The organism is Brevibacterium sp. RIT 803, assembly GCF_016892625.1.
Taxonomy (GTDB): Bacteria; Actinomycetota; Actinomycetes; order Actinomycetales; family Brevibacteriaceae; genus Brevibacterium.
In genome coordinates this window covers 1-20455 of record NZ_JAFEMW010000007.1, presented here as the reverse complement: position 1 = coordinate 20455, position 20455 = coordinate 1, and the positions used below count along the sequence as shown (strand labels likewise).

16 protein-coding genes are annotated in these 20455 nt (G+C 63.0%); 3 read left to right on the top strand and 13 right to left on the bottom strand.

Annotation, left to right across the window (positions count from 1 at the left end; genetic code table 11):
* Positions 1 to 7: 7 nt before the first annotated feature.
* The 12 genes from JTF07_RS19960 to JTF07_RS19905 are packed head-to-tail and all read right to left on the bottom strand — an operon-like array spanning position 8 to position 13235.
* Positions 8 to 1144, bottom strand: coding sequence for a group 1 glycosyl transferase (locus JTF07_RS19960; protein ID WP_204235941.1), 1137 nt, complete (start codon positions 1142 to 1144; stop codon positions 8 to 10).
* A 33-nt stretch (positions 1145 to 1177) separates the two neighbouring features.
* Complete coding sequence (locus tag JTF07_RS19955; protein ID WP_204235940.1) at positions 1178 to 2365, bottom strand: glycosyltransferase family 4 protein; 1188 nt, start codon at positions 2363 to 2365, stop codon at positions 1178 to 1180.
* On the bottom strand, positions 2362 to 4086 hold the full coding sequence (gene murJ, locus JTF07_RS19950) for a murein biosynthesis integral membrane protein MurJ (protein WP_204235939.1): 1725 nt from the start codon (positions 4084 to 4086) through the stop codon (positions 2362 to 2364). Before murJ ends, JTF07_RS19955 begins: the two co-directional genes overlap by 4 nt.
* Entirely contained in the window at positions 4083 to 4952 is an 870-nt protein-coding gene (locus tag JTF07_RS19945) for a hypothetical protein (protein WP_204235938.1), read from the bottom strand. The genes murJ and JTF07_RS19945 overlap by 4 nt, the downstream gene beginning before the upstream one ends.
* 1 nt (position 4953) lies before the next feature.
* Positions 4954 to 5904: a copper transporter gene (locus JTF07_RS19940; RefSeq protein WP_204235937.1), complete on the bottom strand. Its 951-nt coding sequence runs from the start codon at positions 5902 to 5904 to the stop codon at positions 4954 to 4956.
* On the bottom strand, positions 5897 to 7135 hold the full coding sequence (gene steA, locus JTF07_RS19935; protein ID WP_204235936.1) for a putative cytokinetic ring protein SteA: 1239 nt from the start codon (positions 7133 to 7135) through the stop codon (positions 5897 to 5899). The genes JTF07_RS19940 and steA overlap by 8 nt, the downstream gene beginning before the upstream one ends.
* Before the next feature lie 15 nt (positions 7136 to 7150).
* On the bottom strand, positions 7151 to 8854 hold the full coding sequence (recN, locus tag JTF07_RS19930) for a DNA repair protein RecN (protein ID WP_204235935.1): 1704 nt from the start codon (positions 8852 to 8854) through the stop codon (positions 7151 to 7153).
* A complete protein-coding gene (locus JTF07_RS19925; protein WP_204235934.1) occupies positions 8855 to 9796 on the bottom strand; it encodes an NAD kinase in 942 nt (313 codons plus the stop codon).
* The gene (locus JTF07_RS19920; protein WP_204235933.1) at positions 9793 to 10596 is read right to left on the bottom strand and encodes a TlyA family RNA methyltransferase; all 804 of its coding nucleotides are present in this window, start codon (positions 10594 to 10596) and stop codon (positions 9793 to 9795) included. Before JTF07_RS19920 ends, JTF07_RS19925 begins: the two co-directional genes overlap by 4 nt.
* Positions 10593 to 10850, bottom strand: a complete 258-nt coding sequence (locus tag JTF07_RS19915; RefSeq protein ID WP_204235932.1) for a hypothetical protein — start codon at positions 10848 to 10850, stop codon at positions 10593 to 10595. The genes JTF07_RS19920 and JTF07_RS19915 overlap by 4 nt, the downstream gene beginning before the upstream one ends.
* Positions 10843 to 11880, bottom strand: coding sequence for an HAD-IIA family hydrolase (locus JTF07_RS19910; protein WP_204235931.1), 1038 nt, complete (start codon positions 11878 to 11880; stop codon positions 10843 to 10845). Before JTF07_RS19910 ends, JTF07_RS19915 begins: the two co-directional genes overlap by 8 nt.
* The gene (locus JTF07_RS19905) at positions 11877 to 13235 is read right to left on the bottom strand and encodes a hypothetical protein (RefSeq protein ID WP_353844039.1); all 1359 of its coding nucleotides are present in this window, start codon (positions 13233 to 13235) and stop codon (positions 11877 to 11879) included. Before JTF07_RS19905 ends, JTF07_RS19910 begins: the two co-directional genes overlap by 4 nt.
* On the opposite strand from JTF07_RS19905, the gene JTF07_RS19900 reads away from it, so the two are divergent.
* From JTF07_RS19900 to JTF07_RS19890, 3 genes are all read left to right on the top strand, one after another.
* Positions 13173 to 14120, top strand: coding sequence for a hypothetical protein (locus JTF07_RS19900; RefSeq protein ID WP_204235930.1), 948 nt, complete (start codon positions 13173 to 13175; stop codon positions 14118 to 14120). The genes JTF07_RS19905 and JTF07_RS19900 overlap by 63 nt on opposite strands.
* 998 nt (positions 14121 to 15118) lie before the next feature.
* The gene (locus JTF07_RS19895; protein WP_204235929.1) at positions 15119 to 16597 is read left to right on the top strand and encodes an aldehyde dehydrogenase family protein; all 1479 of its coding nucleotides are present in this window, start codon (positions 15119 to 15121) and stop codon (positions 16595 to 16597) included.
* A gap of 13 nt (positions 16598 to 16610) precedes the next feature.
* Positions 16611 to 18173, top strand: coding sequence for a GMC family oxidoreductase (locus JTF07_RS19890; protein WP_204235928.1), 1563 nt, complete (start codon positions 16611 to 16613; stop codon positions 18171 to 18173).
* A 293-nt stretch (positions 18174 to 18466) separates the two neighbouring features.
* On the opposite strand, the gene JTF07_RS19885 is transcribed toward JTF07_RS19890, so the two are convergent.
* Positions 18467 to 20254, bottom strand: coding sequence for a BCCT family transporter (locus JTF07_RS19885; protein WP_204235927.1), 1788 nt, complete (start codon positions 20252 to 20254; stop codon positions 18467 to 18469).
* Between the last annotated feature and the right edge of the window lie 201 nt (positions 20255 to 20455).

Here is a 20455-nt window from a genome sequence, read left to right as displayed (position 1 = left end):
GTTGGGCTCACGAATCCGACGATTCTGCGACTTCGGCGTAGAGGTCAAGCAGCGTCGCAGAGATCGCGGCCCCGTTATTCACGTCAATCACGCGCTTCTTCGCGGCCACAGCCTGCGATCCGCGTCCGGCAGGGTCATCGAGAAGATGATTGATCTCACTCAGAAGTGCGTCGGTGTCGTCGGCTGCGACGGCCTTGGCCGCAGCACCCCAGATGCCGGCGCGTCGCTGGTTGCCGATGAAGACCGCAGGCTTCGACAGCTGCATGAGGTCTTCATGGCTGAGTCCTGTCATGGTCTCGCTGGCGATGACGACGTCCGCGGCAGCTGCGACGTCGACGAGGTCATCGGCTGGGGCGACGATGACACCGCGGTCGGCGAAGGCGGACTCAATCGTGGATCGGTCCTTGCCGGTGCCGGTGAGGACCGTGACGACGGGACGGCCGGGCCGCTTCGTGTTGATCTGGTCTGCCGCATCGAGGACCGTGGCCAGGGCCGTGTGGTCGCGCAGGGCAATGGGGCTGGCGACCATCCACGTGCCTTCTTCGACGCCGAGTTCCCGGCGCACCTGTGCGCGCGGTGTCCTGACGGTGAGGTCGACGTCGATGTCCGGGTGGACGAGCTCGGCGCGTTCGACGATCGGAACCTTGCCCCCGAAGTAGTCGACGACCGGTTCGGTGGTGCCAAGGAGCGCAGTTGCGGTGCGACCTACGATCTCCGCACCGGTCTTCTCGATCACACCGGCCGCGTCGAAGGACTCGATCGTCGCGACGACCTTCGGGTGCAGTCGGGCAGGGAGGCCGGTGAAGGCGAGACCGGCGAGCGTCGCAGCATGCAGGCCGTGGGCGTGGACGATGTCCACGTGCTGGTAGTACTTGTGCAGAGTGAATGCGGTATTGGGATCTGCCAAGGTGAAGCGTCGTCGGGCTGCCAGTTCGATCTCGCGGAAGTTGTCCGCCAGCTCTTCGGGGACTCCGAATGTACCCAGCAGCGAACGGTGGGCAGCGACTGCTACCTTGAAGCCGGCACGCAGATGCCCGAGCACTGCGAGTTTCGCGACTTCGACGACGGGACCCGTGGTTTCGGCGAGTACATGCAGAATCCTCGTGTCTGCGCTGAGTGGGTGGACCTCGCCGGATTCGCTCATTTCCTCATCCTTTTCATTAGATCGACGCTGCTTCTACCCTACCTGGGAGGGCATGAGTTCCGTGTATATGCCCACCAGTTCTTTGGCCACTTCTCTCTCATCGGGAAGTTGGGCTCCGCGGGCCTTGGCCCGGGCGGCCAGCTGGGCCCTGCGAGCAGGATCCGAGGCCAATTCGCCGATGGCTGCGGCAAGGCCCATGTCGTCATCGTCATTGATGAGAATGCCCGCATCCCCGACGAGTTCCGTCGTGCCACCCGTGCCGGTGGCGATGATGGTTCGTCCGGAGATCAGCGCCTCCTGCAGCACCAGCGCACGTGCCTCCCAGACGCTGGTGAGCACATAGAGATCGGCGGCCGCATTGAGTTCGGCGATATCGTCTCTGGGACCGAGGAAATGCAGAGCAGGCACCGCCGAGGTGCCGGCGAGGTCCTCGTACTGCCCGCACACCTCATCGAGGACGGCCTGGTCGGCGGCTCCTGCGATGAGGAAGACGAGTTCTGGTCCTTGATGCTCGGATCCCGCATTCGGCTCATGCGACTCGCTCGGCTCGGGCCCGCCGAGGCGGCCCAGGGCCCGGACGAGCATCGGATAGTTCTTCTGCGGTGCGACACGCCCGACGGCGAGCACGATGAGCGCGTCTGGCCCGAATCCGAACTCCGCGGCCAGTGCCGCGCGGGTGGCAACGGCCGCCTCGGCGGGGACCTCAAGGACCTCCGGGGCTGCGGCGGGCACGAACCTGGCATCGCGTGCGCCGAGCTCCCGAGCCCTGTCCACCAAGTCGGTGCTGGCACCGATCGTCACGTCCGTGCCCTTGGCAAGCAGAGTCTCGATGCCGGTCTCGACCGTGGCTCTCAGACCCTGACCACTGGCCCGGTTGTGGAGGCTGATGATGAGGCGGGGGCGGTGCCGAATGGACCGCGTCGCCAGCAGGGTGACGAATCCTGACCGGAAGCCATGGGCGTGGACGATGTCGGCGTTGAAGCTGCCGATGAGCCTGCGCAGCCGGATGATCAGAGCACCGTCACGGGCACCGATTCCGGTTCCCATGTCAAGGGCGGCGAAGCGGACCCCGGGCAGGGAGGAGAAGCCGAAGTGCTCATCGGTGGAAGCGGGGCCGATGACTCCGAGTTCATGGCCGGCGGCGGCGAGGTCACGGGCCAGGGCACGCACATGGGTGCCGACACCCCCGGTCGATGTGCCGAGCACGTAGATGATTCTCATCTCTCATCCTCATTCTCTGTCGAAGTGATCGGTCGCGGCGCCTGTACGGCAGGGTCGGTCTGTTCGGCGAGGTCGGGACCACCTCGGCGATTCGACAGCAGTCCGCGCACCTCGGTGAGATAGCTGCGGTCGATGGCGATGATGCCGATGAAGATCACCACGCCGACCAAGGCGGAGACCACGCCGTTGATCACCGAGCCCACGGCTGCGGTGCCGAGAGAATCGACCAGCCACCCGGACACGAGGACACCGGCGACTGAGGCGACGGCCGCGGCCAGCAGGGAGTGCAGGCTGCGGCGCACAATGCCGCGCAGGCCAGCCGCTCCCAGGACCCGGCGCATCGAGATGAGCAGGAACAGGCCGGCAACGCTCATGCCGAGGACATAACCGGCGCAGATTGCCACGAGGGTCAGACCGGCGTCTCCGTCTGCGTTCGTGACCAGGATCGCGAGCACCATGCCGACGATGACGAAGACCCAGCCGACCGTGGTGGCCACGGCCGCGTGGCGGGAACGTTCCAGGGCGTAGAAGACACGCGTCCCCCAGGCGACGAAGGACCAGCCGGGGACTGCGAGTGCCATGACCATGATCGCCTGGCTCATCGAAGAGAAGGGCGCTGATGCGTGTCCGCTGGCAGCATCGATGGCGGTGAAGAACGTCTCCAGGGCGCCGGCTGCGGTCATCAGGATCACCGTGCCCAGCAGTCCGATGCTGACGATGACCGTCGTGGTCGTCGACGTCAGTTGGTGCAGGCGCAGGGTGGCCGTTTCTCGGTCCTCGGCGCTCGCATCGGGATCCTTGGTCCGTCCCACCCATCCGGACAAGGAGGGGAACATGACCGTGACCAGTGGGATCGCGAGCACCCCGTAGGGCAGGAGGTAGACCGCGTTGATGTAGGCGAACAGGACGTAGGTGCCTTCACCGCCGGAGTAGTTCGCCATTCGCAGCGTCATCACCACTGCCGCCTGCTGAGCGAGCAGCGCGGCCATTCCTGCTCCGGCCAGTCGCAGTGCACGGTGGGCGACCCCGGGTGGGAAGGTCCAGGTGGGCGAGATCCTGAGACCGGTCGAGCGCATCGGCAGGGCCAGCGGCAGTGCCAGGGCGGCGACGCCGATCGTGGTGCCCCAGCCGAGCCAGCCGATGTGGGACTGCCAGGTGCCGTCGGTGCCGCCGACTGCCTGGTAGGCGAAGTAGCATCCGATGACGACGAGGCTCGAGAGCAGCGGCGCGAATGCCGGCCAGAGGAACTTCCGGTGTGCCTGGAGAACACCGGTGAGCACGGCGCCGATGCCGTAGAGGACGAGCTGAGGCGCGAACATGAGCAGGAATACCGCGGTGGCTCTGTGCTGCTCGTCCCCATCCTCGATCAGCAGGTTGGCGATCGGGTCGGCGAAGACCGCGAGGATGATGCTCAACGGCAGAGTGACTGAGACGGCCCAGGTCAGTAGCGCCGAGGCGATCCGTCCCGCCGTTTCCTTGTCCGAACGTGCCAGGGGAATCGCCAGGAGCGGAATGACTGCTCCGGCCAGCGCGCCGCCGGCGACGACTTCGAAGAGGATGTTGGGAACCTGGTTCGCCGACTGGTAGGCGGTGCCGACGGTGCCGGCACCCACCGTCGGCGAGAAGACCAACCACCTCAGGAACCCGATGAGGCGGGTGAAGAGGGTGATGACCGAGACGAGCAGCGCCGCAGAGGCGAAGACTCGAACCAGCTTACTCACACGGCCTCGCGGCCGAAGGCGTCGATCTCACGCAGTCCGGGGGTGGATTCGATGATGGAGGTGAACGAGACCTTCTCACTCAGCAGGGTGAGGCCGACTAGGCCAGACAGCACCAGCGCACGCTGGGTGGCTGTCGAGTTCTCGGCGACGATCGTTCCCAATGCGGCACCGAGGGCGTTGGCGCCCGTGTCGCCGAGCATCACCGCACCGTCGAGGTCGTCTGGCCACGCTGCGGCGCTGGCCCCGGCGATGGCTGCGCTGGGCGACCAGGTCAGGCCGTGCTTGTGGGGCATGAAGGACAGTGTCAGCAGACCTGCCTTGAGGGCGCGTCCAGGGCGAAGATCGAGCAAGTTGAACAGGTTGGCCGTTCCGGCGATGACTCCCCCGGTGACGACGACGTCGACCGTGGAACCGAACCAGGTCTGCTCTGCCGTCGTTGAGTTCGAGGAGAACAGCCCGCGGCTGTCTCGCCCGGTCCGCAGAATCGTCGCAGCCGCGATCGAGGCCAGCGGGATTCCGATGATCTTGATCCCGCCGGTTGTGATCTGGCCTTGGGCCAGTGCGCTGAGGTGGCCGCGCAGTCCCTTCGAGTCACCGGATTCGAGGAAGTCATCAACCGCGCCCAGACCTCCGGCAACGGTGGTCACCAGCAGGGTCGCTGCGCGCTGACGCGGCGCTTCGATGAGGAGGCTGCCTGCCAACAGTCCCGCTGTGACCGCTGGACCTTCGACGAGGGAGACGTCATGGCCGGCATGATTCGTGCGCACGACCTTGTCATGGGTGCGCAGCTTCGAGGACAGGATCGCCTTAGTCGCCGTGTAGCCGAGGAAGCCGGCGACGGCGGAGCTGACGAGTGAGCGGATCATCTCAGTCCTTTCCTGGCATGATCTCTTCGGCATCATTGGAGAATCCGTAGTGGCCGTGGGTTCCGGCTTCGCCTGCGGCTAGGGCGCGGACGGTGATGACGGCCCCGGCTCCCAGCCCGAGTCCGTCGACGGTGCTGGCCCGCGACTTCTCGGTCCTGAGGATGGACACGAGACCGTTCTGGGCCGATCCCGCGTCTCCGGCTACGACCACGGACTTCGAGTCAGAGGTCAGCGAATTGATGAAATCAGTGATGAGGGTGCGGTTTGCCTTGTCATTGGTCGCTTCGGGGCTGGGCTCGGTCTCATCGGCGAGCTTCGAATTCTCATCATCGATGACGACGAAGAGCGAGGTCGGCTTGTGGTCGGTGTCGGTGCGCAGGCGTCCTGCGTCGACGAAGGCATCGAAGATTCCGGAGGACTTCTTCTCCGCAGCGTCCCGGTCCTTGCCGCTTTCGAGCATCGTGGCTTTGCCGGTGAGGGCGATGACGAGAGCGGACCGAAGCGCCGTCGAGTCGTCCTTCGGCAGGCTCGGCACCGAGTCTCTCAAGGTTTTGAGGAAGTCTTTGGAGTCCGTCAGCGACAGGGTGTTGTCCACGAAGGAGACGTCTCCCCCGATCTTTCCGCCAGCTTCCTTGATCCGGTTGGTGACCTCTTCGACCTGTTCGGGGTCGGCCTTCGGTGCGCCGATGATGCTGACGTCTTCACCCTTCAGTGTGTCGCCGATGAGTTCGGGGGCGGCAGAGGTCACGAAGTCGTTCTGCTTGTCGATGTTGCCGTTGGCTGCATCGATCTTCGCGCGCAGATCGTCACGGTCTGCGCGCAGTGAGTCGACCTGGCTCTGCAGGGACTCACCGATCGGTTCCTTCAGCGGTCCAGCGCCAAGGACGATTCCCACCGCCAGGGCCAGGAAGACCGAGACGAGAGAGACAAGGTGGTAACGAAAATCAATCACTGGTCAGTCCTTGAATGATGCTGGCAGATTCTGAGGATGCAGCAGGGTCGCCGCCGAACAGGGAGCCGATCCAACCGAAGACCCCGTCGAGTTGAGCTCCGACGAGCCCGATGAGTGTCTGGCCGGCAGCTGTCGCGAACAGTGCCACACCGAGTGCGACGAGGCCCGCGATGATCAGGATGCTCAGTTGCAGGTTGGAGATCCGCTGTCGGTACAGCAGCGATACGCCCTTGGCGTCGATGAGCTTCGAGCCCACTCGCAGGCGCGTGATGAATGTCGAGGCCATGCCTTTTCGCCCCTTATCGAGAAATTCCATCACGGTGTCGTGTGTGCCCACGGCCACGATCAGGCTTGCGCCTTTGTCGTCGGCCAGCAGCATGGCGATGTCCTCGCTGGTGCCCGAGGCGGCGAAGGCGACGCAGTCGACGCCCAGGGAATGGACGCGCTCGGTTCCGGGTGCGTTTCCGTCCCGGTAGGCGTGGACGACGATCTCGGCTCCGGAGGTCAGCGCGGTGTCGGACACGGAGTCCATATCGCCGACGATCATGTCGGGTTTGTAACCGGCTTCGATGATGGCGTCGGCTCCACCGTCCACGCCGACGAGAAGCGGACGATACTCCCGGATGTAGGAGGCGAGGATCGCGAGGTCCTCTTTGTAGTGGTAGCCGCGGACGACGATGAGGGCGTGTCTGCCGTCGAACTTCGTGGCGACCTCGGGGACGACGAGTTCGGCCGAGAGCAGGTCCGAGTCCTTGCGGATGTATTCGATCGTGTTGTCGACGAAATCCACGAGCACGGAGTTCATTCCGGCCTCGGCTGCGTGCATGTCCTCCGCGATCGTCTCCGAGGTCTGGACGATGCCGGTGGCGATCTCCTTCTCGTCGAGGAGCACTGTGTCATCGGCGATGCTGATCTGGGAGTTCTCCTCGACCAAGTCGAAGATCTCCGGGCCGGTGGCGTCGATGAGCGGGATTCCGGCGTCGACGATGATTCCCGGTCCCAGGTTGGGGTAGCGACCGGAGATCGACTTGTCCGCATTGATGACTGCGGCGGGTCTGCAGGCAACGAGTGCCTCGGCGGAGATCCGGTCGATGTCGGCGTGTTTGATGACCGCGATATCGCCTGCGCTCAAACGCTTGGTGAGGTCTTTCGTCCGCCGATCGAGTCTGGCAGGAGCCGGGCCGGACCTGGTTGGGACTGTGGGCTTCTCCCGGGTTCTACGCACTTTCATGGTCCGCCCATTCTCTCATGTCAGCGCCGTCTGACCGGTCTTGACCTGCCGTGCTGAGTCGAGGAGTTCGGCTGCATGGGCCTTCGCCGAGGAGGAGTCCTCCATTCCGGCGAGCATCCGTGAGAGCTCGATGACCCGTTCGTCTTCGCTGAGTTCTCTGACGCCGGATTTCACGGTCTCGGCGTCGTCGTCCTTGACGATGGTGACGTGGGTGTCCGCCCAGGCTGCGACCTGGGGCAGATGGGTGACGACGATGACCTGTGCGTTCTCAGCAAGTTTGGCCAGGCGTCGACCGATCTCGATGGCGGCCTTTCCTCCGACACCGGCGTCGACTTCGTCGAAGACGTAGGTGGGGATGGCTTCCCCTGCCGCGCGGACGACTTCGATGGCGAGCATCACGCGTGAGAGCTCACCACCGCTGGCGACCTTGCCGATGTCATCACCGGCAGAGGAATCGTGTGGGGCGAAGGTGAGGCGGACATCGTCGCACCCGTGTGCTGTCGGTTCCCGTTCGGTGAGTTCGAATGTCACCTGGGCCTTCGGCATCGACAGGGCTGCGAGCTCTGCGCTCACGGCGCGGGAGAAGGATTCTGCCGTGGCGGTTCTGATCTCTGTCAGGGCGCTGCCGGCTGCTTCCATTGCGCTGCGTGCTGCCTCGAGTTCGACGTCGAGCTGTCCGAGGTCGCGGTCATCGGCTTCGAGCTCGGCCAGTTCCTGGGCTGAGCGTGTTTCGAAGTCCAGGACTTCGGCCACGTCCTGCCCATAGGCGGCCAGTGATCCGAGTTCGGCTCTGCGAGCTTCGGTCTCTTCAAGTGAGGTCTCCCCCAGTTCGTCGAATCCGGTGAGATAGGAGCTGAGCTCTGCGGCGGAATCGGACAGGCGCAGGACCGCATCGTTGAGGGCGTCCTTGATTCGAGCCAGTTCCGGGTCCGCGGATTCCACGTCGGTCAGTGCGCTGATCGCTTGGTGCACGTGGTCGACGGCGGCACCGGCATCGTCGAGTTCGCTGCCGAGGAGGAGGTCGTGGGCACTGCCGACGGCCTGTGTGATCTCAGCCGCGGCTCCGAGCTTCGCAGCCTGCGCGGTCAGTGCCTCATCTTCACCCGGGACTGGTCGGACCTTGTCGATGGCTTCCAGGCAGCCGCCCAGCCACAGGATCCTCTCCCGTCTGGCCGCGGTACTGTCCTTGATTCGGGCGACCCGGGTCTGGGTTTCGCGCCAGTTCTCAAATGCTGCACGATATCTGCCGGCCACGGCCTCGAGTTCGGGGCCTCCCGCTGCGTCGAGCAGCTGCCGCTGTTGGGCGGGACCTTTGAGTCGCAGCTGTTCGGACTGTCCGTGGAGGGTGATGAGCTCATCGGAGATCTCGGTCAGCACCGAGATGGGGACGGTGCGTCCACCGGCGGTGGCGCGGGCGCGTCCCTTCTGTGCCACGGTGCGGGAGATGATCGCTTCGTCCTCGGCGTTGCCTCCGGCCTCTTCGATGCGGGAGCGCACGGAGTCGGTGACGGCGGAGAAGATGCCCTCGACCTCTGCCTTCTCCGCACCTTTGCGAACCACACCTGCACCGACCTTGCGGCCCATGAGCAGGCTCAGTGCTGAGACGAACATCGTCTTACCGGCACCGGTCTCACCGGTCACGACGGTGAAGCCTGTAGAGAGTTCGACCTCTGCTTCGGCGATCACGCCGAGGTGGGAGATTCTCAGTTCGGAAATCATCTACGCCTCCTCGATCGGTCCCCGCCAACCGGAGACGGGCAGTCGGAACTTCGCCACCAATCGATCGGTGAAGGGGCCGGTGTGAAGTCGGGCCAGTTTGATCGGTGACTGTGAACGTTTGGCTTCGATCCGCGCCCCGGCTGGCAGCTCGAGGGCTCTCCGGCCGTCGCACCACAGGACGGCGGAGAAGTCGGGATTGCGCGGCGAGATCTCCACGCCGAGGCGGGAGTCTGGGTTGACGACGAGCGGTTCGGTGAACAGGGCATGGGCTGAGATCGGGATGAGCAGCAGTGCTTCGACCTCGGGCCAGACGATGGGGCCGCCTGCCGAGAAGGCATACGCGGTCGAACCGGTCGGTGTTGCCAGGATGACTCCGTCGCAGCCGAACGACGATACCGGTCGAGCGTCGACGCCGAGGACGACGTCGATCATGCGGGCCTTCGACGTCTTCTCGATTGTCGCCTCGTTGAGGGCCCAGGCGTTGTAGATGGCCTCTCCCTCGTGCCAGACGGTGACGTCCAGGGCGAGGCGCTCCTCAACCAGGTAGTCACGCTGGGAGGCGCGATGGACCGCCTCGGCGAGGTCTTCCCTTTCGCTTTCGGCGAGGAATCCCACATGTCCGAGGTTGACGCCCATGAGTGGGACGCCGGAACCGTGGAAGCGTTCGGCTGCCCGCAGGATAGTGCCGTCACCGCCGAGGACGATGACGAGTTCGCATCTGGTCTTCCAGGTCGCGAGCTGGGCTGGCTCGATGACCTCGCAGCGGCTGAGGAGTTCCTGCTGCACGTCGGCGTGAGAACTGCGTTCAGCGAAGTCGAGGACCTCTTCGTCGAGGACGACTGGGGTGATTCCGTCGTCGAGGAGCGCCTTCCACACGCTCACTGCTGCCACTGCTGATTCCTCGCGCTGGGGATGCAGCAGCACCATGATGTGTCGGCTCACGGCTCTCCTCTCATGATCTGATCCAGATGGGTTGCGATGTCCGCCTCGTTGAGCCTATCGGACTCGGTTCGTGTTTTCCCTGGTCGAACACGCAGGAAGTACTCCAGGTTTCCACTGGGACCGGGAAGCACGGAGCCTGCCACGTCGACTACGCGGGCCTCGTGATCGGCGATGCCGGCGAGGACGGAGTCAAGGGCCCGCCGTCGCTTGCTCACGGTGGAGACGACGCCGTGCTTGTCGAGTGCACCGCGGGCGAGTTCGAATTGGGGTTTGACCATGAGGAGCAGTTCGCCCGTGGACTGTGTGGCTGCCAGCAGCGGAGCCAACAGCAGTCGCAGGGAGATGAATGACACGTCGGCGACGACCACATCGACCTGCGGCACGTCGGAGCTCTCCAGCTCACGCAGGTTGAGGCCCTCCCGGACACGGACTCGTGAGTCCTGGCGAAGCCCCGCGTCGAACTGGTCGTGACCGACATCGACGGCCCAGACTTCCTTCGCTCCCCGGTGCAGGAGGACCTGGGTGAATCCGCCGGTGGAGGCACCGGCGTCGAGCGCGGTTCTGCCCGCGAAGTCGGTGATGGAGAAGGACTCCAGTGCGCCGAGGAGTTTGTGCGCGCTGCGTGCCACCCAGGGGTCGGGTTCTGTGACTGTGAGCTCGTCGGCATCCGTCACATCCTGCGAGGGCTTCGCGGCTGCTCGGCCGTTGATGCTGACCCGTCCGGCGGCGATCTCCCGTGCCGCTCGGGACCGGGTGGCGATCAGTTCCCGTTCGACCAGTTCGCGGTCGAGTCGGCTCACAATGAACTCACCTGAGAGTCGAGGTCATCCAGCAAGGCAGACAGGAGTCCGTGTCGTTCGGTGCTGGGTGCTTGGTCGATCTGCTCAAGGTCACGGCGCCAGCTTTCAACCGGCACATCACCGTTGACAGATGCCGGTGTGGGTGCCTGGGTGGGTGCCTGTGGCACAGGTCGGCTCTGCGATGCCGGTTGGCTCGGCGCTTCGGCCGGCTGTGGTTCGTTATTCTGCTGTGGTTCGTGCATCGGTTCAGTCATGGATCCTCCGTGGCAGATTCCCTGGAGCCACGTCATCGCCGCGGTCCACCGCCTCCCATGCTAGTCGGAGAGCGTCCTCGACGACGGCGGCCCCGTCGTGGGCAGAATCGTCCAGGCACAGTTGACCATCGACGATCCGTGAGCCCATGGATCCAGGTGCTCCGACGGCCGATCTTTGCGTGTCCTCGCTGTCGATGAGCTTCGGCAGGCCACGCAGGCTGGGCAGGATATAGGTGGGACGCAGACCGGGACGGGCGTGGAGGGCGTCGTGAATGTCGTGGACGCCGGTGAGGACGAGAGCGGTCTCGAACCCTGCTGAGTTCCCTCCTTCGATATCCGTGTCGAGGCGATCTCCGACCATCAGAGGTCGTTTGGCTCCGATCCTGTGTGCCGCGAACTCCATCATGTGCGGGGAGGGTTTGCCGACGACGGTCGGCTGAGCACCGGTGAGTTTGGAGAGCATGTCGATGAATGCCCCGTTGCCCGGGACTCGGCTCCTGGGCCCGACCATCGAATAGTCGGGGTTGGTCGCCCACCATTCGATGCCTGATGTGATCGCTTCACAGGCGCGCACGATCGCCTGGTACGTGATGTCCGGGTCGAGGCCCTGAGCGATGGCGACGGGGCCGTCATCCAGATTGTGTGTCGGTGTCAGTTCCTCGGATTCCAGCGCCGTGGCCAGTCCGGTTGTGCCCACCAGGTAGATGAGTGCCCCGGTTCCGAATCTTTCGGCAAGCCGTCCGGCCAGCACCTGCGCCGAGGTGGTCACCTCGGCCGGTGTCGTGTTGATTCCCAGCGTGGAGATGTGCTCCGCCACCACCTCGGCGGTGCGGGTAGCGTTGTTCGTCACATAATTGACGGGGATGGACTGCTCGTGAAGGAAGTTGATGCCCTCCACTGCTCCGGGGATCGGTTCCGGACCGTGGTAGACGACGCCGTCGAGGTCGAACAGCACACAGTCGATCGGTGCGCCCGATTCCTCAGGCGCACGTCGATCAACCGGTGCTGCTGCGTTGGCGACTGGCGTCACTGATGACCGTTCAGCCGATACGAGACGTTCGTCTCCTCTGAGCTCGCGTTGTCGGCAGGCTTGAGGCTCGTGCCCGATTCTTCGGGTTCTGCGAGAGCTTCTTCCTCGGAGGTCTCTGAAGTCTCCTCATCGGAAGCGGCGCTTTCCTCAGCGTCCTCGAGCAGTTCGTCGAGTTCAGCTTCGATCTCCTCGTCGGAGACCTTGACCTTCTTCAGTTCCTTCTCCGAGACGTGCGTCTTCGACTTCGTCGGAACGTGATCGTCTCCAGTCGCCTCAGCAACGGCATCTGTAATGGCGTTGTCTGCAACCAGACTGGCTGTAGGGGCCTCGTCGGCCTCGGCGTCGCCCGCGTCCTTGTCGAACTCTGCTTCGCCCGCGTCCTCAGCATCTGCGTCGTCGACATCGACATCATGGGCGCCCGAACCAGCCGCGGTCGAAAGTTCGGCCGCGGCATCGTCGAACTCAGCATCTTCGAGTTCTGCAGCGTCCCTGTTGTCAACGCCGGCCATGCCCACAGCATCGACATCGTGTGCCGAGCCGTACTCAGCCTCAGCTTCAGCTTCAGCTTCAGCAGGAGCATCGTCGAGTGAGGCAGGCTCATCATCGTCGATCTCTTCAACGGTCTCGATTTCCACGCCGAGGTTGGGGTCTGGCTCTTCGTCCCCGAAGAGAGTGCCCGTGGCCTTGGCAGTACGACGCGAAAGCTCTTCATACTTGTCGGCCATCTCGGTTTCCCCGTGCAGGCGCAGCACTTCGGAATATGCGGCCATCAGTCGCACCAGTGCACCGCTTGGCTTCTGCGTGAAGTCTTCGGCTTCGATCAGAGCCCGTGCGCCCTTGAGGTCGCCGAGGTCTGATTTCGCACCGGCGGCAACGATGACGAGTTCGGTGCGAGCATCGTTGTCGAGTTCAAGCTCACCGGCTGACTCGAACAGCTCGATAGCCTTCTGAGGCTTGTCACGACCGCGTTCTGCATCAGCGATGAGCGCAATGTTGTCGTTCGAGCCGGAAATTCGTCGGTGCGTGCGCAGTTCGCGAACTGCCTCGTCGTACTTCTCCACGTGATAGGCGGCAATGCCGAGTGCTTCTCGGACCAGGCCAACGCGACCCGCGCGGGCCATGGCTGCCTTCGCATGCTCGTAGGCGCGTTCCGGATCGACGTCCAGGAACCCTCCGGCGGAGACGAGGTGCTTGGCAACTGCGGCTGCGTTCTCCTTGTCGAGGGTACGCAACTGTCCCAGCAGCTCTTTATCAAGTTCCTTGCCGGTGACCTCTTCGGGAATCGGCGGCTCTTGGATGCGCGGACGGCGTGCGCGCTGTTCGCGTGCGTATTCGCCGGTCTCGGTAGAGCGCACGGCTCTGCGGTCATTATTGTTACGCCCGAAGCCTCCGCGGTCACCGCCGCCGTCGCGACGTCGGCTTCCTCCGCGGTCATCGCGGCGGTTGCCCTGGTAACCACCACGACGTTCTCCGTCGCTGGAGCGATTGCCCTGATATCCACCACGGCGTTCACCATCATTGGAGCGGTCACCTTGGTAACCGCCACGACGGTCACCGTCCTTATTGCGGTCCCCTTGGTATCCACCACGACGCTCATCACGACGGTCGCTGCCGAAGCTGCGGCGTTCACTGTCGTTGGAACGGTTGCCCTGATAACCACCGCGACGTTCACCGTCGCTGGACCGGTTGCCCTGGTAACCACCACGGCGTTCACCATCATTGGAGCGATTGCCCTGGTAACCACCGCGACGTTCACCATCATTGGAGCGATTGCCCTGGTAACCACCGCGACGTTCACCGTCGCTGGAGCGATTGCCCTGGTAACCACCACGACGGTCACCGTCCTTATTGCGGTCGCCCTGGTAGCCGCCACGACGCTCATCACGACGGTCGCCGCCGAAGCTGCGGCGTTCACTGTCGTTGGAACGGTTACCCTGATAACCACCACGACGCTCACCATCGCCGGAACGGTTACCCTGAAAACCGCCACGGCGTTCACCGTCGCTGGAGCGGTTGCCTTGGTAACCACCACGACGGTCACCGTCCTTATTGCGGTCGCCTTGGTATCCACCACGACGATCATCACGACGGTCGCCGCCGAAGCTACGGCGTTCACCATCATTACGACGGTCGCCACCATTGCCACGGTTGCCCTGGTAACCACCACGACGCTCACCATCGCTGGAGCGATTGCTCTGATAGCCGCCACGACGGTCGTCGCGACGATCGGAGTTACGTGACCCGCGCTCGTCCCGGGACTGGTGGGAGTCCTGTCGACGATTGTGATTGCTGTCGCGATCTGAGCGGCGCCCGCCGTCCGAACGGCGGTTCTGCTGGCTGTCTCGCGAATCCCCTGGGGCCACGATTCTCCCTATAAAGTCTTTTCAATGATTCCGCACCATTCTAGTCCACTCGAAACGGGTAAGTCCTGTGCGTGGGAACACGAATTCATTGTCGACAGAGTGATGCGATGGTCACGGTAAGTTCTCTTTCGCAGCCACCGGTCAGGTCCGGGCCACACAACCCGCAGTCTCCGGCCACCTCGATTCATCAGACGAAGCGGCGGTGCATGGTTAGGCGGACCGCTCCCCTATTAGGCATCAGGCCATAACATCAGAGCAAGATCGCCTCTATGTGCTCTGTTAGAATCGTGGCGAACCGTGCCCTCAGCAACGGCATACGGGGACACACGGTCATCTCATCGCGGTCAGTAGGGGATTCATGAAGCCTGGTGTGGAAAATTCGAGCATGCTGGTCCACTCTTTTCACGCCCCCGCTTCAACCGCATTATCGCCACATGAAACTACATCAGCAATTGCCTCTTTTCTGACGTCACACCTGAATACCGGAATCCAGATCAGGCACCGTTGCATGATGACCCGGTGTTTCAAATACCCTATCGACGTCCCGACAATTGTGCTCATTGTCACCGCAGGCTCAGTGCACAGATCGCAGCACGAGGTTCCACACAGCAACGACTGTTCCGGACCCCTCGCAGACACGGAAGCCTTCACCCCAGACCGTGCAAGGCCGCATGTGCGCACAGTATCGTCGGCAATCTGTGACTCTGTTCATCCGATTGAGCATCGGATGCCCTTGTTCGCATATCGTGGCTCTCGGAAGCGTCACCACCAGCGGAAAGAGGAGACATGCACTCAGCAAGGACTCGCACTTCGACATGGGTGGCCAAGACAGACTCAATCTCAATGATTTTCACCATCAAGGAATAGGAGACATCGTGCCCAACACGCTTTTCATCGATGGACAGTGGGTTTCGGCCCAGAACGGCGGGATCAGAGAGATCCATAATCCGGCAGACGGCAGTTTCGTCGCCGAGGTGGACGAAGCCAGCCCAGCCGACACCGAACTCGCAATCGCCGCCGCTCGTCGCGCCTTCGACTCGGGCGTCTGGTCGAGCGTGCCCGCCAGCGAGCGGGGCGATCTGCTCCTCAAGTTCGCATCGGTCCTGCGGGAGCGCAAGGCAGAGTTCGCCCGCGCCGAATCACTTGACACAGGCAAGCGCTATGTCGAGTCCGAGATCGATATGGATGACATCGCCAACTGCTTCGACTACTTCGGCAAACTGGCCGCCAACGACGCCGGCCGCGTCGTCGACGCCGGCACCGACACGGTCGCCAGCCGCATCGTCCACGAGCCCGTCGGCGTCTGTGCCCTCATCACCCCGTGGAACTACCCGCTGCTGCAGGCCGCCTGGAAGATCGCGCCTTGCCTGGCAGCCGGAAATACGTTCATCCTCAAACCTGCCGAACTCACCCCGCACACAGCGATCCTGACGATGCAGGTGCTCGAAGAACTGGGTCTTCCGGCAGGAGTCGGCAACCTGATTCTCGGCGCCGGCGCAGATGCAGGTGCACCGCTGTCGACCCATGAGGACATCGACATGGTCTCCTTCACCGGCGGCCTCGTCACAGGACGCCTGCTGGCTGCGAACGCGGCGGCCACCGTGAAGAAGATCGCACTCGAGCTCGGCGGAAAGAACCCGAACGTCGTCTTCGCCGACGCGGACTTCGAGGCCGCTGTCGACAACGCGCTCAACGCCGCCTTCGTCCACTCCGGTCAGGTCTGCTCCGCAGGTGCCCGACTCATCGTCGAAGACTCCATCGCCGAGAAGTTCGTCGACCGCCTCGTCGAGCGCGCTCAGCAGATCCGCCTCGGCGGACCCTTCGATGACAATGCCGAAACCGGACCGCTCATCTCCGCAGCCCACCGCGACAAGGTCACCGCCTATGTCGACAAGGGCGTTGCCGAAGGCGCGCGCGTGCGCTGCGGCGGCACATGGGGCGAGGGCGATCTGGAGAAGGGCTACTACTACCTGCCCACCATTCTCGACCAGGTCAAGCGTGGAATGTCTGTCGTCTCCGACGAAGCATTCGGCCCTGTCGTCACCGTCGAGACCTTCTCCACGGTCGACGAGGCCGTCGAGATCGCCAACGATACCTACTACGGTCTCGCCGGAGCGGTCTGGAGCCAGGATGCGGGCAAGACTCAGCTGGTCGCCCAGCGTCTGCGCCACGGAACCATCTGGATCAACGATTTCCACCCTTACCTGCCACAGGCCGAGTGGGGCGGATACAAGCAGTCGGGCTTCGGCCGCGAACTGGGACCGACCGGTCTGGCCGAATATCAGGAAGCCAAGCACATCTACCAGAACCTCGAGCCCGCCGTGACCGGCTGGTTCCCCGATCACAGCAAATAAGGAGAATCAGAACGTGGAAACTACTCATAGCTTTGACTATGTCGTCGTCGGCGGAGGCTCCGCGGGCGCTGCCGTGGCCGCGCGACTCAGCGAGGATCCCGAGGTCAGCGTCGGACTACTGGAAGCGGGCCCGACCGACGTCGGCGAAGACGTCGTCCTCAGCCTCAACCGGTGGATGGAACTCCTCGAGTCAGGCTTCGACTGGGACTACCCCATCGAGAAGCAGGAGCACGGCAACTCTCATATGAGGCATGCCAGGGCGAAGGTCCTCGGCGGCTGCTCCTCACACAACTCGTGCATCGCCTTCTGGGCCCCGCGTGAGGATCTCGATGACTGGGAGACCAAGTTCGGCGCCACCGGGTGGGGATCGAAAGACACCTTCGGCCTGTACAAGAAGCTGGAGAGCAACGAGCTTCCCGGTGACCACCACGGTCACGACGGCCCCGTGCACCTGATGAATGTGCCGCCGAATGACCCATGCGGTGTCGCCCTGCTCGACGCCTGTGAGCAGGAGGGCATCCCCCGCGTTCAGTTCAACGAAGGCGAAACCGTCATCAACGGTGCCAACTTCTTCCAGGTCAACCGGAAGACCGACGGCACCCGTTCGTCCTCCTCGGTGTCCTACCTGCACCCAATCCTCGACCGTGAGAACCTCACGATCCTCACCGACACTCAGGCCAAGGTCCTCGAGTTCGACGATCAGGAGAACTGCACCGGCGTCCACGTCGTCAACAACGCCTTCGGCCACACCAAGCGCATCGAAGCAAAGCGAGAAGTCATCGTCTCCTCTGGTGCGATCAACACTCCTCAGCTGCTGATGCTCTCGGGAATCGGTCCTAAGGATCACCTCGCCGAGGTGGGTGTCGATGTTCGCGTCGATTCGCCGGGTGTCGGTGAACACCTGCAGGACCACCCCGAAGGTGTCATCGCCTGGGATGCGAAGAAGCCGATGGTCGACGACTCCACCCAGTGGTGGGAGGCCGGAATCTTCACCCCCACCGAAGAAGGCTTGGACCGCCCCGACCTGATGATGCACTACGGTTCCGTGCCGTTCGACATGCATACACTGCGTCAGGGCTACCCGACGTCGGAGAACACCTTCTGTCTGACTCCGAACGTCACGCACGCCCGCTCACGCGGCACCGTGCGCCTGCGTTCGCGTGATTTCCGGGACAAGCCCTACGTCGATCCTCGGTACTTCACCGACCCTGAGGGCCACGATATGCGTGTCATGATCGCCGGTATCCGCAAGGCTCGTGCCATCGTGGCTCAGGACGCAATGTCCGAGTGGGCCGGTGAGGAGCTCTTCCCCGGCAAGGATGTCCAGACCGATGAGCAGATCGAGGACTACATCACCCGCACCCACAACACCGTCTACCATCCGGTGGGCACGGCGCGGATGGGTGCAGCCGATGACCAGTCGTCGCCGTTGGATCCCCAGCTGCGAGTCAAGGGTGTCAATCGACTCCGTGTCGTCGATGCTTCCGCAATGCCGGAGATCACGACGGTCAACCCGAACATCACAGTGATGATGATGGGTGAGAAGTGCGCCGAAATGATCAAATCAGGATCCTGACGCCTCATCACGGAATCCTGATCGGTCGACGCCGGTCAGTGTTCTGACGGAGAGAGATAAGGACCACTGAGGAGGGCCTCGCTGACAAGCGGGGCCCTCTTCTACACCAGCCAACACTAACGGTGCGGTGGAAACCCTGTCCGGTGACAGATGTGTCCCTCCCGGACGGGCTTGAGCACCCCGGCTTATACATCGGCTCAGTCTGATCAAAGCAGAGGGACTGGCCACACCCGGCACGCAGGCTTGGCCAGTCCCCTAGCCTGTCCTAGGCGGGACGCGTCACTTCACTCGCGTCAGCCTGGATGTTCCGGCTCGCTCTTGGCGCTGCCTGTTCGGCTGGCCAGCGTTCCATAGCGCTTCTTCTTCCTTCCATCACCCGGGACGTAGGGGTCACGGAACTCAGGAGCCGGCTCAACAGCTTCAGGCGTAATCACGACCTCTTCATCTTCGTCGTATTCGTGCCCGAAGACGTCATCATCATCGGTCCTGCGCTCAACCTCTTCGGGTGGGAGCACCTTCTTCCATTTGCGCATCCGCACACGTGGCAGTTCACCTGCGTCTTCGCGCAACGCGCGCATGAGAGCGTAGATCTGGAAGTACGCGATGATGAAGAACGGCAGCCCAACGAGGATGATCGTCGACTGCAGTGCCTCGAGCCCGCCCGAACCAGAGAAGACGAGCAGGGCCGCGGTGACAACGGCAACAGAGACTGCCCAGAATATGCGCTGACCCAAGGGATTGAAGTCCTCGTGACCGTTGTTCATCGTGTCCACCACCAGCGCAGCGGAGTCCACCGAGGTGACGAAGAAGATGACTACCAGGATGATCGCAATCACCGACACCGGCCCTGCGAGCGGATAGTGATCGAGGAAGGCAAAGAGCGCTCCTGGGATGTCTCCCTCGCCGACAACACGATCGACGAGGCCGCCACCCTTGTTGAACTCGATGTCGAAGGATGCGTAGCCGAAGACACCGAACCAGAGGATGGAGAAGGCCGAGGGAACAGCGAGGACACCGATGACGAACTGTCGGATCGTGCGACCACGGGAGATTCGGGCGATGAAGATGCCGACGAAGGGTGACCAGGTGATCGTCCACGCCCAGTAGAAGACTGTCCAGGTATTCTGCCAGCCGGTATCGGCAAACGTATCGTTCCACAGCGCCAGTTCAGGAAGAGTCTGAATGTAGGTGCCCAATGACTCGAAGATGCCGCGGGCCATGAACAACGTCGGTCCCAGAACGATGATGAAGATCAGCAGCAGCACCGCCATGACGATGTTGATGTTCGACAGAACCTTGATGCCCTTGTCTAGGCCCAATGACACGGAGATGGTTGCCAGGCCGCAGACGACACCGATGATGATCAGCTGCCAGAGGGCATTCTCTGGAATTCCGATGATCTCTGCCAGACCGCCGTTGATCTGCAGAGTGCCGAGACCGATAGATACCGCAATGCCGAAGACCGTGCCGATGATGGCGACGACGTCGATGAACTTGCCGATGGGACCGTGGATCTTCTCACCGAGAATCGGCTGGAAGATGGAGCTCACCCGCGGCGGAAGGTTTCTCTTGTGGATGAAGTAGGCGAAGCACAGAGCCGGGAGAGTGAAGATCGTCCAGGTATGCAGAGTGAAATGGTAATAGGTGAAGTTCATAGCCTCCGTCGCCGCTTCAACGGTGCCAGGTTCAATGCCAAGCGAGGCTCGTGGCGGATCACCGAAGTGGCTGACTGGTTCTGCCACTCCCCAGAACATGAGGATCGAACCGATGCCGGCAGCGAACAACATAGCGAACCAGGCACCGTTCGAGTGTTCTGGCTCTTCATTGTCCGGACCGAGCTTCGCTCGACCATACCGCGAGGCCGCAATGTAGATGAGAAAGACCAAGAACACGGTGACACCGAGGATATAGAACCAACCGAGGTTCGTCAGCAGCCAATCCGAGGCTGCAGAAACTCCGGTATCGAGGGCGTCAGTGAAGAAGATCGTAGCGAGTACGAACACTATGATGACCGCGGCCGACGAGAAGAAGATCGCCGGATTCGTCCGGAGCCTGAGGGTATCGTGCAGTCGATTGAGCATGGGCGGTACCTTCCTTCTGTATGTGCGGCCCACACTACCCAACCAGTGGCGATGTGGGTGCGATCATGCGCGGAAGGGTTCTCCATCGTTGCCCGATAGGCCGCGCACCATCAACTCACCTGGTGTCAAGAGGATCTGAGCAACCTCAAAGTGAATACGAGAAAGGGGCCACCCCACAAAAGTGGAATGACCCCAAACCCA